At 66.8% G+C, this 14930-nt stretch carries 12 protein-coding genes and 1 pseudogene; 1 reads left to right on the top strand and 12 read right to left on the bottom strand.

The genetic code is table 11. The annotated features are described in order from the left end of the window. Positions 1-149: 149 nt before the first annotated feature. From ACJJV6_RS06410 to ACJJV6_RS06360, 11 genes and pseudogenes are all read right to left on the bottom strand, one after another. The gene (locus ACJJV6_RS06410) at positions 150-947 is read right to left on the bottom strand and encodes an IclR family transcriptional regulator (RefSeq protein WP_407710205.1); all 798 of its coding nucleotides are present in this window, start codon (positions 945-947) and stop codon (positions 150-152) included. A gap of 120 nt (positions 948-1067) precedes the next feature. After that, the gene (locus tag ACJJV6_RS06405) at positions 1068-1805 is read right to left on the bottom strand and encodes a fumarylacetoacetate hydrolase family protein (RefSeq protein WP_407710204.1); all 738 of its coding nucleotides are present in this window, start codon (positions 1803-1805) and stop codon (positions 1068-1070) included. Positions 1806-1836: 31 nt separating this feature from the next. Beyond that, on the bottom strand, positions 1837-2889 hold the full coding sequence (locus tag ACJJV6_RS06400) for a D-2-hydroxyacid dehydrogenase (RefSeq protein WP_407710474.1): 1053 nt from the start codon (positions 2887-2889) through the stop codon (positions 1837-1839). A gap of 270 nt (positions 2890-3159) precedes the next feature. Then, positions 3160-3762 (bottom strand): annotated as a pseudogene (locus ACJJV6_RS06395) (endonuclease/exonuclease/phosphatase family protein); the annotation flags it as partial. Between the two features lie 61 nt (positions 3763-3823). Then, positions 3824-5329, bottom strand: coding sequence for an NAD-dependent succinate-semialdehyde dehydrogenase (locus tag ACJJV6_RS06390; protein ID WP_407710203.1), 1506 nt, complete (start codon positions 5327-5329; stop codon positions 3824-3826). A gap of 119 nt (positions 5330-5448) precedes the next feature. Then, on the bottom strand, positions 5449-6279 hold the full coding sequence (locus tag ACJJV6_RS06385) for an HpcH/HpaI aldolase family protein (RefSeq protein WP_407710202.1): 831 nt from the start codon (positions 6277-6279) through the stop codon (positions 5449-5451). Continuing rightward, positions 6264-7049: a 2-oxo-hept-4-ene-1,7-dioate hydratase gene (gene hpaH, locus ACJJV6_RS06380; RefSeq protein WP_407710201.1), complete on the bottom strand. Its 786-nt coding sequence runs from the start codon at positions 7047-7049 to the stop codon at positions 6264-6266. Before hpaH ends, ACJJV6_RS06385 begins: the two co-directional genes overlap by 16 nt. A gap of 3 nt (positions 7050-7052) precedes the next feature. Further along, positions 7053-8138, bottom strand: a complete 1086-nt coding sequence (gene hpaD, locus ACJJV6_RS06375) for a 3,4-dihydroxyphenylacetate 2,3-dioxygenase (RefSeq protein WP_407710200.1) — start codon at positions 8136-8138, stop codon at positions 7053-7055. Positions 8139-8171: 33 nt separating this feature from the next. Then, complete coding sequence (gene hpaE / locus ACJJV6_RS06370) at positions 8172-9683, bottom strand: 5-carboxymethyl-2-hydroxymuconate semialdehyde dehydrogenase (RefSeq protein ID WP_407710199.1); 1512 nt, start codon at positions 9681-9683, stop codon at positions 8172-8174. An 11-nt stretch (positions 9684-9694) separates the two neighbouring features. After that, a complete protein-coding gene (locus tag ACJJV6_RS06365; protein ID WP_407710198.1) occupies positions 9695-10378 on the bottom strand; it encodes a GntR family transcriptional regulator in 684 nt (227 codons plus the stop codon). Continuing rightward, the gene (locus tag ACJJV6_RS06360) at positions 10378-11841 is read right to left on the bottom strand and encodes a fumarylacetoacetate hydrolase family protein (protein ID WP_407710197.1); all 1464 of its coding nucleotides are present in this window, start codon (positions 11839-11841) and stop codon (positions 10378-10380) included. Before ACJJV6_RS06360 ends, ACJJV6_RS06365 begins: the two co-directional genes overlap by 1 nt. 220 nt (positions 11842-12061) lie before the next feature. Between ACJJV6_RS06360 and ACJJV6_RS06355 the strand changes: the two genes are divergently transcribed. Then, the gene (locus ACJJV6_RS06355) at positions 12062-13981 is read left to right on the top strand and encodes an FAD-binding monooxygenase (protein WP_407710196.1); all 1920 of its coding nucleotides are present in this window, start codon (positions 12062-12064) and stop codon (positions 13979-13981) included. On the opposite strand, the gene ACJJV6_RS06350 is transcribed toward ACJJV6_RS06355, so the two are convergent. Next, positions 13954-14808, bottom strand: a complete 855-nt coding sequence (locus ACJJV6_RS06350) for a prephenate dehydratase (protein WP_133347638.1) — start codon at positions 14806-14808, stop codon at positions 13954-13956. The two genes, ACJJV6_RS06355 and ACJJV6_RS06350, sit on opposite strands and share 28 nt — an antisense overlap. Between the last annotated feature and the right edge of the window lie 122 nt (positions 14809-14930).

Below are 14930 nucleotides of genomic sequence, written 5' to 3'. Positions count from 1 at the left end.
TTAAACGCACTCCAGGCCCACGTTGGCCTGGTGGTGGGATAGCAACGACACCCTGTTGCGTCGATCACTATGCTGAACACAATACAGCAAGTTGAACGAACGGCAAGGGTGTGGACTTTGTGACGGGAAAATCCCCGTGGCGGGCGGGGTCAGCCCATGGGATTGCCCAGCGAGTGGGCCAGTTCCTGGAGTTCCTTGACCATCTGGGCGCCCTGCTCCGGGGTGTAGGTGGCCTTGAGGGCCGTCACGGACAGGCCAAGGCTGGGGCCGTGGGCTCCCCGGGTGGGGACGGCAACGGCAAGGCAGACCACGCCCGTGGTGGACTCCTCGTCCTCGAAGGCGTAGCCCTGTTCGCGGATGGTCCTCAGCTGTGCCTTGAATTCGGCTCCCGTGCGCAGCGACTTTGGCGTCAGCACGGGCAGTTCGGCGTCGTCGGGGAAGAGCTCCTCGATGTCATGGTCGTGCAGCCGTGCGATCAGCGCCTTGCCCACCGCGCAGAGCGAGACGGGCATTTTGTCGCCGATATTCGACGTCAGGCGCACCGCGGGGTGCCCCTCGTAGCGGGCGAGGTAGATGACGTTCAAGCCATCGAGCATGGCGATGCGAACGGTTTCGCCGGAGAGGACCGGGGCCTGCTCGCAGTAGCGGTAGAACTCCTGCACCTCATCCAGGCGGCCAAGGTAGGCCGCGCCAAGCTCAACCAGCTTGCGGCCCAGGGTGAACTCGCTGCCCTGGCGGCTGATGAGCCTGGCTTCCTCCAGCGCCAGCAGCAGGTTGGAGGTCGACGACTTGGGAATGCCTACTTCACGCGAAAGGTCGCTGAGCGTGAGGCGCCCGGTGGCGGAGGAGGCCAGCGCATCCAGCACGGCAGCCGCCCGTGTCACGGCGGGGGCGGGGGAAGCGGTGCCCTGGTTGTCTGATGGACCGGAGTTGCGGGAATCGGCCATGATTCTCCTTAGGGTTGCCGCGGCAGGACGAGCGGTGTTCATGTGACTGAACACCATCCATCATAGAGGGCGCTTCTCGTCGCGCCGAAGCCCGGCATTAACCCCGAAGGACAGGCGGGGTCAGGAGATCCTGTTGGACAGGATCCCGATCCGCTCCACCATAATCTCCACGTGGTCGCCCGGTTGAACGGCCACTGCCGTCCCGGGAGCACCTGTCATGAGCACGTCGCCGGGTTCCAGGGTCAGCCAGGACGTGACGTACACAAGGCACTCCACCACTGAGGAGGGCAGGTTGTGCGTCCCGGAGTTGGCCCGTGCCGTCCCGTTGACAATCACATTGATGCCCACGCTGTCCGGATCCGGGATGTCTGTTTCTATCCACGGGCCAAGGGGCGTGTAGTTCACGCCGGCCTTGCCCTGGAAATTCCGTTCATCCACCAGGCCCTGGTCCACGTTGGTCACGTCATTGACGCAGGTATAGCCGAGGACGTGCTCCAGCGCGTTGCCGGGCGTCAGGTCCTTCGCCTGTTTCCCGATGACCATCGCGAGTTCGCCTTCCACATTGACCGTGCCGCGGTCCCGGGCCGCGACGACCGGATCGTTGGGATCCGCGAGGGTGTGCACGGACTTATGCCAGGCCTGGATGGGCAGCGGATGGTCGTTCAGTGTCCGGTTGTGCCCGATTCCAAGCACCACCGCGGGCCGGACCGGGGCGAGGAATACGGCGTCGGCGTGCGGGGTGGTGCGCCCCGTGTAGCTGAGGGGCTCCGCGAACGGGTCAACAATGTGGTGCCATGTCCCGTCCCGCTCCACTGCATGCCGGGCGCCTTCTGCTGTCTTGATGCGTGCGATGCGCATGGATCTCCTGATCGTGCTTCGGCCGGCGGGTTTAGTAGAAGTGGACCGTGTCCACGAGGTGGGGGAGGTCGCCGCCGTCGAGGAAGGTCCGCAGGTTGCTGCAGAAGCGTTCGGTAATGAGGCGGTTCTCCGCGGCGCTGAGGGCGGAGGTATGCGGGGAAACCATCACCCTGGGGTGCTCCCACAGGGGGCTGTCCTGGGGGAGGGGTTCGACGGCGAAAACGTCCAGGCAGGCGTAACTGACCTGGCCGTTGTCCAGGGCTTCCAGCAGTGCCTCCTCGTCAACGACGGTGCCGCGGCCCACGTTGACGAAGACCGTCCCGGGCTTCATGGCGGCGAAGACTTCCCGGTTGAAGAGCTTCTCGGTGAATGCCGTGCCGGGCAGCGTATTGACCACCGCATCGGCCGTGGCCAGGAGGCCCGGCAGGCCGGCGTTGTCCACCACGTGGTCGATTCCGTCGATGGGTTCCACTGAGCGTTTAGTCCCGCTGACCTTCATTCCCAGCGCCCTGGCAATCCGTGCCGTCTCCAGTCCGATCTCGCCCAGTCCCGTGACCACCAGGGTGGAGCCGTTGACGAGGCGGGTGGGAATCCGGAGTTCCGGCCAAGTCTTGGCGGCCTGGTCCTGGGCCAGTTCCGCGCTCCGCTTGAAGCCATTGAGGATCCCCAGTGCTGCGAATTCGGCGAGCGGCAGGGCATGGACGCCTGCCGATGTGGTGATCCTGAACTTCTGCAGGGTCTCCTGGTCCAGGCCTGATGCCTTGACGGCCCCGCCCGCCCCTGCTGCCATCGCGTGGATCCACTGCAGGTGGGGATTTTCGCGGGCGATGCGGGCAAGGCCGGCAGGGCTTTCGTTGGGGAAGCCGTAGAGCACCTGCGCGCTGTTGAGCATGGCCCAGTAGCTTTCTTCCTGGCCGGGGGTTCGCTTGAACGCGGGGTCGCCGGAGTGGTCGGCGGGGAACCGCTCCGGGGGCAGGAGGTCCGGCTCGTACCGGACAGTAACGGAAGGGTCGACGGCGCGGATCTGCTCCACCAGCTCGGCTTCGAGGGGTACAGCGATCGCGACTGTAAGAGAGGAAGTCATTCGTTCACTATACTGGCTGATGGCTAATATGCTGAACGGATTTCTAATACCGTATGTCAGCCTGGAGCCCGTAGTGGTCCGACGGATAGCTGCCGGCCACCGGGGTGGTGCCGAGCAGGGCTGCTGCCCGCGGATGTCCGGCTCCGCCTCGCCGTGGGGCGGCGGTGAAGATGTGGCGATCCGCCGGTCCGGCCACAAGAGCTGGGCTGCCCAGGGATTGGCATTGGACCACGTGCTGCCGGTCATGCCCGGTGCCGCCACGTCCCATGCGTCGTAGAAGGACAATCCGGGAACCGGTGCTGCCGCACGGCCCGTCATGAGGCGCATTTCATCGCTGTCGGGATCGGCGTTAAAGTCTCCGCAGACGACCAGGGGAGTCCGCTCATCCTGTGCCGCGTGCAGGTGGGCGATCAGTCCGCGGACCGCATCCTGCCGTGCCTGGCTTTCGTCCAGCCACCAGGCATCCATCACCACTCCGTACACCTGGAGGGGTCCACGCGGGCCGTCCACACGGACGTACTGCACCCGCAACGCGCCAAAGCTTAAGCTCGCAGCATCGGCAACCGGCCACCGGGACAGGACCGCAACCCCTGAGAGTGCTGACTCGTCCTCCTGCGCCGGAACCCCGCTGAAGGCGTGGTACGGCAGCCCCAGGGGGCCGGCCAGCCTCGCGGACTGGCTGTCGTCACCCTTTGACCAGGACTCCGCCAGCACAAGAAGATCAGGCCTTGCCTCCAGCAGCGTGGAAGTTATCGCCGCTTCCCGTTCCTGCCAGGGGCCGTACAGCCCCCACACGTTCCAGGTGACCACACGGGCCGTGGTCCTGATCAGCTCGCCGTAAAAGTACGGCGGAATGTCCAGGTGCTGCGCCATCCGTCCATCCTGCCCGCACACCCCGGGGATCGCCAGAGCCCCGGGCGCGCGCCACGGGGACTCAGCCGGCGTAGGGGTCGTTGATGCCGATGTATTGGGTGGTGGTGTATTCGGTGATGCCTTCGGTGCCGCCTTCGCGGCCGAGGCCGGATTGTTTGACGCCGCCGAAGGGTGCGGCGGCGTTGGAGATGACGCCGGCGTTGAAGCCGACCATTCCGAATTCGATCTGCTCCGCGACCCGCAACAGCCGGTTGAAGTCCTTGCTGTAAAGGTAGGACGCGAGCCCGTACTCACTGGCGTTGGCCAGGCGAATGGCTTCCTGTTCCGTGGTGAAGGTGGTGACGGGGGCGACGGGCCCGAAGATTTCCTGGCCGAGGATGGCGGCGTTGTTGGGGACGTTGGCGAGGACGGTGGGCTGGTAGAAGTAGCCGGGCCCGTCCACGGGGGCCCCGCCGGTCACGGCAACAGCTCCGGCGTCGACGGCGGCACTCACCAGGGCGTGGACGTCGTCGCGGGCGCCGGCGTCGATGAGCGGGCCGACCTGGGTGGCGGGGTCGGTGCCGCGGCCGGTTGCCAGGGCGGCCATCGCCGCGGCGAACTTCCGGGTGAATTCCTGGGCCACGGTTTCGTGGACGAGGAAGCGGTTGGCGGCGGTACAGGCTTCGCCCATGTTCCGCATCTTGGCCGCCATGGCCCCTTCGACGGCTTTGTCGAGGTCGGCGTCCTCGAAGACGATGAACGGTGCGTTGCCGCCGAGCTCCATCGAGGTGCGCAGGACGTTCTGGGCGGCGTCTGCCATCAGGCGTTTGCCGACCGGGGTGGACCCGGTGAAGGAGACCTTCCGCAGCCGCGAGTCTTTGAGCAGCGGCCCGGAAATCCCCGACGCAGAAGACGACGCAACGACGTTGAGGACTCCGGGCGGGAGGCCGGCGTCGAGCATGGTCTGCGCGAAGTACTGGGCGGTGAGGGGTGTGAGTTTGGCGGGCTTGAGGACCATGGTGCATCCGGCGGCGACGGCGGGGGCGACTTTGCGGGTGGCCATCGCGAGTGGGAAGTTCCAAGGGGTGATGAGCAGGCACGGGCCGACGGGTTTGTGCTGGACCAGGATCTTATTCTTGCCCTCGGGGGAAGTGAGGTAGCGGCCGTAGTCGCGGACGGTCTCTTCGGAGAACCAGCGCAGGAACTCCGCCCCGTAGGTGACTTCGCCGCGGGCCTCGGCCAGGGGTTTGCCCATTTCCAGGGTCATGAGCAGGGCAAAGTCTTCGGCGCGTTCGGTCACCAGGTCGAAGGCGCGGCGCAGGATCTCCGCCCGCACCCGGGGTGCGGTGCGCGCCCAGGACGCCTGGACGGCGTCGGCAGCGTCGAGCGCGGCGATGGCGTCGTCGCTGGTGGCGGAGGCGAGGGAGGCAATCACTTCCCCGGTGGCGGGGTCGTGCACGTCGAACGTGCCGCCGTCGGACGCGTCCACCCACTCCCCATTGATCAGCAGACCGGTCGGGACCGACGCGAGCAGCGCGGCCTCGCGCTCCGGCGAGACGGCAGGGGTGTGTGCAGGGGCAATAGTCATGGTGCTCCTAAAAGGAAGAGGAAAAGAGCGGTGGTTGAGCTTGTCGAAACCCGGTTTCGACAAGCGGGGGTTTCGACAGGCTCAACCACCGGAGTGAGTAGACAGGCTCAACCACCGGGCTAGTAGCTGGCGCGGGGCTTGGTTTCGACGGGCTCAACCACCGGCTGCGGGATGTACTGCGCGGCGAGGGCCTCGGAGCCGCGCGCGAGGAGGGCGACGTCGGCGCCCACCAGGATGAAATCCGCGCCGTGGTCCAGGTAATGCCGGGCGGTGTCCGGGTTGAAGGCGTTCACGCCGGCGGGCTTCCCGGCCGTCTTCGCGGCTGCGAGGCAGTGTTCGACGGCGGCGCGCACCTCGGGGTGTTCCTGCTGTCCCAGCAGGCCCATGGAGGCGGCGAGGTCGGACGGGCCGATGAAGACGGCGTCCACGCCGTCCACTTTCAGGATGTCCCCGACCGCGTCCACGGCGGCGGTGGATTCGATCTGGACCGTGACGCTGATGGTCTCGCTGGCCCGGGCCAGGTAGTCCGGCACCCGGTTCCAGCGGGCGGCCCGGGCCAGGGCCGAGCCCACGCCGCGGACGCCGTGGGGCGGGTAGCGGGTGGCTGCCACGGCGGCCTCGGCTTCAGCCACGGAGTTGACCATGGGGATGAGCAGGTTCTGCACGCCCAGGTCCAGGTACTGCTTGATCACCACGGTGTCGTTCACCGGCGGCCGGACCATGGTGTGGACCGGGTGGCCGTGGATCGCCTGGAGCTGGGCGAGGATGGACTCCAGCCCGTTGGGGCTGTGTTCGGCGTCCACCAGCAGCCAGTCCAGGCCCGACCCGGCGCAGAGTTCCGCGATGAGCGGGCTGCCGGAACACACCCACATCCCGGCCAGCGGCCGGCCTGCTTTAACTTTTTGTGCGGCTAAAGCGGACCGGAACGTGTCCTCTATTCGAAGCGGCATGTGACACTCCCCAGGGGTCCGTAGTCGGCGTGCACGGTGTCGCCCTTGTAAACCCACATGGGGCGGGTGAACGACCCGGCCAGGATGATGTCCCCGGCCTTCAAGGAGTCGCCGTGCGCTGCGATCTTGTTGGCCAGCCAGTGGACGCCGTTGGCCGGGTGGTCCAGGACGCCCGCGGCCACGCCGGTTTCCTCCACGGTCTGGTTTTTGTAGAGGATCGCGGAGACCCAGCGCAGGTCCACCGCGTCCGGTTTCACGGGGTTCCCGCCGATCACCATGGCGCCCATCGCGGCGTTGTCCGAAATGGTGTCCACGATGGTCCGGCCCTCCATCTCGATCCTGGAGTCCAGGATCTCGAGGGCCGGGACCACGTAGTCGGTGGCTTTCAGGACATCGAAGATGGTGACGCCGGGGCCCTTGAGCCCGTCCTTGAGGACGAACGCCAGCTCCACCTCCACCCGCGGGTGCGTGTAGCGGTCCCATTCCACCGAGCAGCCGGTGTCCAGGACCATGTCATCGAAGATGGCGCCGTAGTCCGGTTCGGTGATGCCCGTGGCGGCCTGCATGGCCTTGGACGTGAGGCCGATCTTGCGCCCCACCAGGGTCCTGCCGGCTTCCTCGTTGCGGCGCCGCCACAACTGCTGCACGGCGTAGGAATCCTCCACGGTCATGCCCGGGTACCGGGCCGTCAGGAGGGGAACAGGGGTGCGGGTCCGGCCGGCTTCCACCAGCTCGTCCGCGATGGCCTCAATCGTCGTCGGCTCCAGCATGGGTCAGACCTGCACTCCCAGCTTGAACCCGGTCCGGTCACCTTCCGGTGAGCCGTCCTTGCGGGTGTAGGAGAAGCCGTCGGCGCCCACTGTCACTGCCATTTCGGACTTTTCCTCGCGCTCGATGACCGGCTGCGGGTTGCCGTCCAGGTCCAGGACCAGGGAGGCCTCGGTGTACCAGGACGGGACCACGGGGTTGCCCCACCAGTCGCGGCGCTGGTTGTCGTGGACGTCCCAGGTGATGGTGGGGTTGTCCGGATCGCCGGTGTAGTAGTCCTGGGTGTAGATCTCGATGCGGTGGCCGTCCGGGTCCAGGATGTAGAGGTAGAAAGCGTTGGACACGCCGTGCCGGCCGGGGCCGCGTTCGATCCGGTCGCTGATGCGCAGGGCGCCCATCTTGTCGCAGATCTGGATGATGTTGTGCTTCTCGTGCGTGGCGAACGCGACGTGGTGCATGCGGGGGCCGTTGCCGCCGGTGAGGGCGGTGTCGTGGACGGTCTGCTTACGGTGCATCCACGCGGCGTACGTGACGCCGTCGGAATCCTTGATGTCCTCGGAGACGCGGAAGCCCAGGTCCTCCAGGTACTTGCGGCCGCGGGGGACGTCCGGGGTGACCTGGTTGAAGTGGTCCAGGCGGACCAGCTCACCGGCGGAGTACAGGTCGTAGCGCTGGGTGAGGCGCTCCACGTGCTCCACGTCGTAGAAGAACTCGTAGGGGAAGCCCAGCGGGTCCTCCACGCGGACGGAGTCGCCCACGCCCTTGGTGAAGCCTTCCTTGCGGCGCTCCACCCGGCAGCCGAGTTCCTTGTAGTAGGCCTCGGCGGCGTCCACCTCGGCGGGGGACTTCACCCGGTAGGCGAAGGCGGCGACGGCGGCCACCGGCCCCTTGCGGAGGACCAGGTTGTGGTGGATGAACTCCTCCAGGGACCGCAGGTAGATCGCGTTCTCGTCTTCCTCGGTGACGTGCAGGCCCAGGACGTCCACGTAGAACTCGCGGGACCTGGCGAGGTCGGTGACCACGATCTCCATGTAGGCGCAGCGGACGATGTCCGGTGCCGGGACGGTGGGGGTGGGAACGAAGTTGGTCATGATGGTCTCTCTTCTTTGAAAGGGGCTTGCTGGTTAGGCGCCGAATTTGGGGGTGTGCACGGTGCCGAGGGTGATGTGCACGGCCTGCTGGTCGGTGTAGAAGTCGATGGAGCGGTAGCCGCCTTCGTGGCCCAGGCCGGAGGCCTTGACGCCGCCGAACGGGGTGCGCAGGTCGCGGACGTTGTGGCTGTTCAGCCACACCATCCCGGCCTCGACGTTCTGCGAGAAGTTGTGGGCCCGGGTGAGGTTCTGGGTCCAGATGTAGGCGGCCAGGCCGTACTTGGTGTTGTTGGCCAGGGCGAGGGCCTCATCGTCGTTCTCGAACGGGGTGATGGCCACGACGGGTCCGAAGATTTCCTCCTGGAAGATCCGGGCGTCGGGGGCGACGTCGGCGAACACGGTGGGTGCGATGTAGTTGCCTTCGGGCAGGTGGCCGGGGCGGCCGCCGCCGGCGAGGAGCCGGCCCTCGGACTTGCCGATCTCCACGTAGGATGCGACCTTCTCGTAGTGCTCCGGGTGGACCAGGGCGCCCACCTGGGTCTTGGGATCGTGGGGATCGCCGACGACGATGTTCCTGGCCCGGGCGGCGTACTTCTCGCAGAACTCGTCATAGATGGCCCGCTCCACCAGGATGCGGGAGCCGGCCGTGCAGCGCTCGCCGTTCAGGGAAAAGACCCCGAACAGGGCGGAATCGATCGCGGCGTCCAGGTCGGCGTCGGCGAACACGACGCACGGGGACTTGCCGCCGAGTTCCATGGACAGGCCCTTGAGGTTGGCGGCCGCGTTCCGGAAAATCGTCTGGCCGGTGGTGGTCTCGCCGGTGAAGGAGATCAGCGGAACGTCCGGGTGCTTGACCAAGGCGTCACCGGCTTCCTCGCCCAGGCCGTTGACCAGGTTGAAGACGCCGTCGGGCAGGCCCGCTTCCTTGAAGATGGTGGCCCACAGCGAGGCGGACAGCGGCGTGAACTCGGCCGGCTTCAGCACCACGGTGTTGCCGGTGGCCAGCGCGGGGGCGAGCTTCCAGGACTCCAGCATGAACGGGGTGTTCCACGGGGTGATCAGGCCTGCGACGCCGATCGGCTTGCGGTTGACGTAGTTGATCTGCGAGCCGGGGACCTTCATGGCGTCGTCGAACTGGGCCACGATCAGGTCCGCGAAGAAGCGGAAGTTCTCGGCCGCGCGCAGGGCCTGGCCCTTGGCCTGGGTGATCGGCAGGCCGGTATCGAAGGTTTCGAGCTCGGCCAGGCGTGCTTCCTGGGCTTCGACGGCGTCGGCAATTTTGTTCAGGACGCGGGCGCGTTCGCGGGGCTTCATCTTCGGCCACGGGCCGTTCACGAACGCTTCGCGGGCGGCGGCAACGGCCAGGTCGATGTCCTCTTTCTGGCCGGCTGCGGCGGTGGCGTAGTTGCGGTTGGAAACGGGATCCAGGACGTCGAAGGTCTTCCCGCCCACGGAGTCAACGAACTCGCCGTTGATGTAGTGCTGGATATGGGCGGGCAGGTCCTTGGGGACGTAGTGCTGGCTGGTTTCTACGGAGGTCGTCATCGTTGATGTCCTTACTGGTGCTTTGCTTGGGCGAGGTATGCGTCCAGGGTGGCCGCCCGGTGCTGGCGGGCGGCTTTTTCGATGGTGTCCGGGTCGGCGCCGGATTCGATGAGCTGCAGCAGCCCTTCGTGCTCCGCCACCGATTCGCGGGCCCGGCCGGGGACGAAGCGGAACGTGGAGGACCGCAGGGCGGCCAGCCGGTTCCAGCCGCGGTGGACCAGGTCCAGGATGTGCGGGTTGGGGCAGTGCTCGAAGAGGACGCTGTGGAAGTCCTGGTTCAGTTGGGTGAACCGGACGGGGTTGAAGTGTTCAAGGCATTCGCGCATTTCCTCGTTCACGGCGCGGGCCCGTGCGATGGCCACCGCATCGATCAGCGGGGCGGACAGTGCGGTGGCCGCACCTTCCACGATGCTGAGCGTCTGCATGGTGTACAGGTATTCGGTGGGGTCGATGCCGGCTACGGTGGCGCCCACGTTGCGTTCGAACTTCACCAGGCCTTCGGCCTCCAGCCGGCGGATGGCTTCGCGGACCGGGACCACGCTGAAGCCGAGGTCCTTGGCGATGGTGCCCAGCACCAGCCGGTACCCGGGGGTGTAGGTGCCCTCGACGATCCGCGCCTTAACGGCCTGGTACGCCTGTTCGGATTTGCTGCCGGGAGCGCCAGCGGGGAGGTCGGTGACGGCCGTTTCAGTCATCAGCTTTTCCTGCTTCCCATTCGTTCCCACTCCGCGTACTTGTTCTGCCATTCGGCGTTCATCGGGTAGAGGCCGTCCACGCTGTTGCCCTCCTTGACCATCTCGAAGATGAAGGCTTCTTCCTTCTCCTGTTGGATGCAGTCGTCCACCAGTTCTTCGGCGATGGGCGGCGGGATGACCAGGATGCCGTCAGCGTCGGCCACGATGATGTCGCCGGGCTGGACCGTGGCACCGCCGCAGGCGATGGTGATGTCCGTGTCCCAGGGGATGTGGCGGCGGCCGAGGACCGCGGGGTGCGGGTTGGCGAACCATGTGGGCATGTCCAGGCCCGCCACGGCGGTGAAGTCGCGGACGCCGCCGTCGGTGATGATGGCTGCGGCGCCGCGGACCTGGGCGCGGAGGGCCAGGATGTCACCAACAGTGCCCGTGCCCTTCTCGCCGCGGGCCTCCATCACCAGGATTTCGCCCTCGTTGACCGAGTCGATGGCCTTCTTCTGCGCATTGAAGCCACCGCCGTGGGTCTTGAAGAGGTCCTCGCGGTTGGGCACGTAGCGCAGGGTCCGGGCCAGTCCCACCACGCGGCGGTCCGGGCGGGTGCCCTGCAGGCCGTCGATGCTGACATTGTTCAGGCCGCGCTTGCGCATCTGCGAGGACAGGGTGGCGGTGGCCACGGATTCCAGCTTGGCCTTCAGCTCCGGCGTCAACACGCTGTCAGCGGCGGGAAGTCCGGCCGCTTCGCGCGAGCCGTACGCTTCCTCCCGCTGCAGGTCATCGACCTTGGGCCCGGCACCAAAGTCCGCGAACGGCGTCGTGCCTTCCACAACGGTGGTGGCCAGCCGTCCCGTGGTGAGGTTGCCGGCGGAAACCTCCACCTCGAGCACATCGCCGGGCTTGGCCACCGAAGCACCGGCCGGGGTGCCGGTCAGGATGATGTCCCCCTCCTCCAGGGTGAGCAGCTGGGACAGGTCCGCTACCAGCCGGGCGAACGGGAAGAGGAGGTCTTCCGTGGTGTCGTCCTGGACCAGGTGGCCGTTGTGCCAGGTGCGGATCCGCAGCTGCGCGGGGTCGACGGCGTCTGCCGGGATCCGTGCCGGGCCCACGGGGGTGAAGCCGTCCCCGCCCTTGGACCGGAGGTTGGATCCCTTGTCCGCCCAGCGCAGGTCGTACACCCCCAGGTCGTTGCTGGCGGTGACGCCGGCAACGTGGCTCCACGCGTCCTCGATGCTGACGCGGCGGGCCGCCTTGCCGATCACCAGGGCGATCTCGCCCTCGTAGCCAAGCAGTTCACAGCCCGCCGGCCGCTCCACGGTGCTGCCGGTCAGTGCCAGGGAGCTGGAGGGCTTGAGGAAGTAGGAGGGCTGGGCGGGGGTGCGGCCGCGCTGGGCCGCCCGGCTGGGGTAGTTGATGTGCACCGCGATGACCTTGCGGGCTGATACCAGCGTGTCTTCGTTGACCTGCTCCAAAGCTTCTCCTCATCAGGTACGAAATCGTATACGATCACTATTCACCTTGAGCCGGCGTTCGTCAACCCCCTTTTTCCGCGGGGTTCCGCGGTGATTGAGGGGCACTTGTCGCCCGCGTCACATCGGGCGTACAGTGGATGCCAAGTTCCATCGTTTCCATTATCGAATCACTTGTTCCGATATAGAACACAACAGCCACCACAAAGAAGTGAGGAATACCGTGCAGTTTCACCACCACGGCTACGTATCCGGTGACCCGCGGGTCCAGCCGGCCGCCGGCGTCGGCATCAACCGCCCCGAAGAACTTCCGGACGAAGTGGATGTGCTGATCGTTGGCACGGGCCCTGCCGGCATGCTTGCCGCCGCGCAGCTCTCGATGTTCCCGGGCGTCACCACGCGCATCATCGAGCGCCGCCCCGGACGGCTGGCCATCGGCCAGGCCGACGGCATCCAGGCCCGCAGCGTGGAGACTTTCCAGGCCTTCGGTTTTGCCGAGCGGATCACCGCCGAGGCCTACCGGATTACCGAGATGGCCTTCTGGAAGCCGGACCCGGCCAACCGTGCGAACATCGTCCGCTCCGCCCGCGCCGTCGACGACGAGACGGGCATCAGCGAATTCCCGCACCTCATCGTCAACCAGGCCCGCGTCCTGGACTACTTCGCGGAATTTGCCGCCAACTCGCCGTCACGCCTGAAGCCGGACTTCGGCTACGAGTTCCAGGGCCTGGAGGTCGCGGACAGCGGCGAGTACCCGGTCACGGTGACCTTGCTCCACACGTCCGGGCCCAACGAGGGGCAGGAGCGCGTTGTCCGCGCCAAGTACGTGGTGGGTGCCGACGGCGCACGCAGCAAGGTGCGCCAGGCCATCGGCTGCACCCTCGCCGGCGACCAGGCCAACCATGCCTGGGGTGTCATGGACACGCTCGCGGTGACCGATTTTCCGGATATCCGCACCAAGTGCGCCATCCAGGGCGAAAAGGGCAGCATCCTGCTGATCCCGCGCGAAGGCGGACACCTGTTCCGCATGTACGTGGATTTGGGGGAGGTGGACCCCGCCACCCACCATGCGGTGCGGAACACCAGCATCGACGAAATCATCCACAAGGCGAACGAGATTCTCCACCCCTACACCCTGGACGTCCGCAACGTCGCCTGGCACAGCGTCTACGAGGTGGGCCACCGCCTCACCGACCGGTTCGACGACGTCCTGCCGGAGGACCGCGGCACCCGCACCCCGCGCGTCTTCATAACCGGCGACGCCTGCCACACCCACAGCGCCAAGGCGGGCCAGGGGATGAACGTGTCCATGCAGGACGGCTTCAACATCGCGTGGAAGCTGGGCCATGTCCTGGAGGGCCGCAGCCCGGAGAGCCTGCTCTCTACCTACTCCGAAGAGCGCCAGGTGGTGGCGAAGAACCTCATCGACTTCGACAAGGAATGGTCATCCATGATGGCCAAAAAGCCCGAGGACTTCGAACACCCCTCGGACCTGGAAGACTTCTACGTCCGTACCGCCGAATTCCCTGCCGGGTTCATGACCCAGTACGCCCCGTCCCTGATTGTCGGGACCGACGACCACCAGGACCTGGCCACCGGTTTCCCCGTGGGCAAACGCTTCAAGTCCGCCCCCGTGGTCCGGGTGGCGGACACCAACCCGATCCACCTGGGCCACCACGCCACCGCGGACGGCCGCTGGCGGATCTACGTGTTTGCGGACGCGGCACAGCCGGGGACCGGTTCGGCCACCGACCTGCTGGCCGAATGGTTCGCCAGCTCGCCGGAATCACCCTTGGCTGCCACCCCGGAGGGCGGCGACCCGGATGCCTGGTTCGACCTGAAGGTCATCTACCAGCAGGGGCACACCGCCGTCGACATCAACAAGGTTCCCGCGGTGTTCAAGCCGCAGGTGGGCCCGTTCAAGCTGACCGACTACGAGAAGGTCTACGGCACGGACCCGAACGCGGACATCTTCGACCTCCGCGGCCTGGACCGCAACGGTGCCGTGGTGGTGGTCCGCCCGGACCAGTATGTGGCCAACGTCCTGCCGCTGACCGCCACCGCGGAACTGGGTGCGTTCTTCGCCCGGTTCCTGAAGCCCGGGCAGCAGCCGCGTCAGGCCGTGGCGGCCGCCGCGCGGTAGTCGGCCGCGGCGTAGACGCCCAGGATCCGCACCTCGGTGGTGAAGAAGTCCAGTTCCTCGAGGGCCAGCTTCAGCGGCAGGTCCTCGGGGTGGCCTTCGACGTCGGCCATGAACATGGTGGCGGCGAACTCGTTGCCCACCATGTAGCTCTCAAGCCGGGTCATGTTCACGCCGTTGGTGGCGAAACCGCCCAGCGCCTTGTACAGCGCGGACGGGACGTTGCGCACGCGGAACACAAAGCTGGTGACTGCCGGCCCGGGCAGCTCGTCCCGGGCCGGCAGTTCCTTTTCACGTGCCAGGACCACGAACCGGGTGGTGTTGGAGGGATCGTCCTCCACCCGGGACGCCAGCACCTCGAGGCCATAGATCTGTGCGGCCAGCGGGGGAGCCAGGGACAGCTTGCGGGGATCGTTCCATTCGGCCACTTCACGGGCGGATCCTGCTGTGTCGCCGGCGATGACCGGGCGCAGGCTGGCCTCGCGGATCAGGCGCCGGCACTGGCCCAGGGCGTGGATGTGGCTGTGCACCTCGGTGGCCCCCTCGATGGTGCTGCCCGGAATGCCCAGCAGGTCGAAGTGGATGGGCAGGAAGTATTCGCCCACGATCTGCAGGTTGGACTGCGGCAGCAGGATGTGGATGTCCGCCACCCGGCCGGCAATGGAGTTCTCGATGGGGATCATGGCCAAATCGGCCTCGCCGCTGGCCACCAGCTCGAAGGCGTCCTCAAAGCTCGCGCACGGCACGCTTTCCATGTCCGGGAACATCTGCTGGCAGGCAATATTGGAGTTGGCGCCGGGCTCACCCTGGTACGCAATCTTCTGGGGCATGATCCGTATGGTTTCACGGCCCGGGGCCGGTTGGGAAAACGGGCGCCGGTGCTAGCCGGGCATGACGCGCAGCCAGAGATACTGGCGGGGGAGCAGCGTGACGCCTTCGCCCAGGTCCAGCG

Origin of the sequence: Arthrobacter nitrophenolicus, from assembly GCF_045833485.1 — a bacterium.
GTDB lineage: Bacteria > Actinomycetota > Actinomycetes > Actinomycetales > Micrococcaceae > Arthrobacter > Arthrobacter nitrophenolicus.
Note: the sequence above shows the minus strand (reverse complement) of the source record. Positions and strands in the feature narration are given on the sequence as shown.

What these genes read in the sequence shown, in the direction of transcription:
- ACJJV6_RS06390 (WP_407710203.1), bottom strand. Translation starts at nt 5,329, where the DNA reads ATGACTATTGCCCCTGCACACACCCCTGCCGTCTCGCCGGAGCGCGAG.
- ACJJV6_RS06400 (WP_407710474.1), bottom strand. Translation starts at nt 2,889, where the DNA reads ATGACTTCCTCTCTTACAGTCGCGATCGCTGTACCCCTCGAAGCCGAG.
- ACJJV6_RS06405 (WP_407710204.1), bottom strand. Translation starts at nt 1,805, where the DNA reads ATGCGCATCGCACGCATCAAGACAGCAGAAGGCGCCCGGCATGCAGTG.
- hpaE (WP_407710199.1), bottom strand. Translation starts at nt 9,683, where the DNA reads ATGACGACCTCCGTAGAAACCAGCCAGCACTACGTCCCCAAGGACCTG.
- hpaH (WP_407710201.1), bottom strand. Translation starts at nt 7,049, where the DNA reads ATGCTGGAGCCGACGACGATTGAGGCCATCGCGGACGAGCTGGTGGAA.
- ACJJV6_RS06385 (WP_407710202.1), bottom strand. Translation starts at nt 6,279, where the DNA reads ATGCCGCTTCGAATAGAGGACACGTTCCGGTCCGCTTTAGCCGCACAA.
- hpaD (WP_407710200.1), bottom strand. Translation starts at nt 8,138, where the DNA reads ATGACCAACTTCGTTCCCACCCCCACCGTCCCGGCACCGGACATCGTC.
- ACJJV6_RS06365 (WP_407710198.1), bottom strand. Translation starts at nt 10,378, where the DNA reads ATGACTGAAACGGCCGTCACCGACCTCCCCGCTGGCGCTCCCGGCAGC.
- ACJJV6_RS06410 (WP_407710205.1), bottom strand. Translation starts at nt 947, where the DNA reads ATGGCCGATTCCCGCAACTCCGGTCCATCAGACAACCAGGGCACCGCT.
- ACJJV6_RS06350 (WP_133347638.1), bottom strand. Translation starts at nt 14,808, where the DNA reads ATGCCCCAGAAGATTGCGTACCAGGGTGAGCCCGGCGCCAACTCCAAT.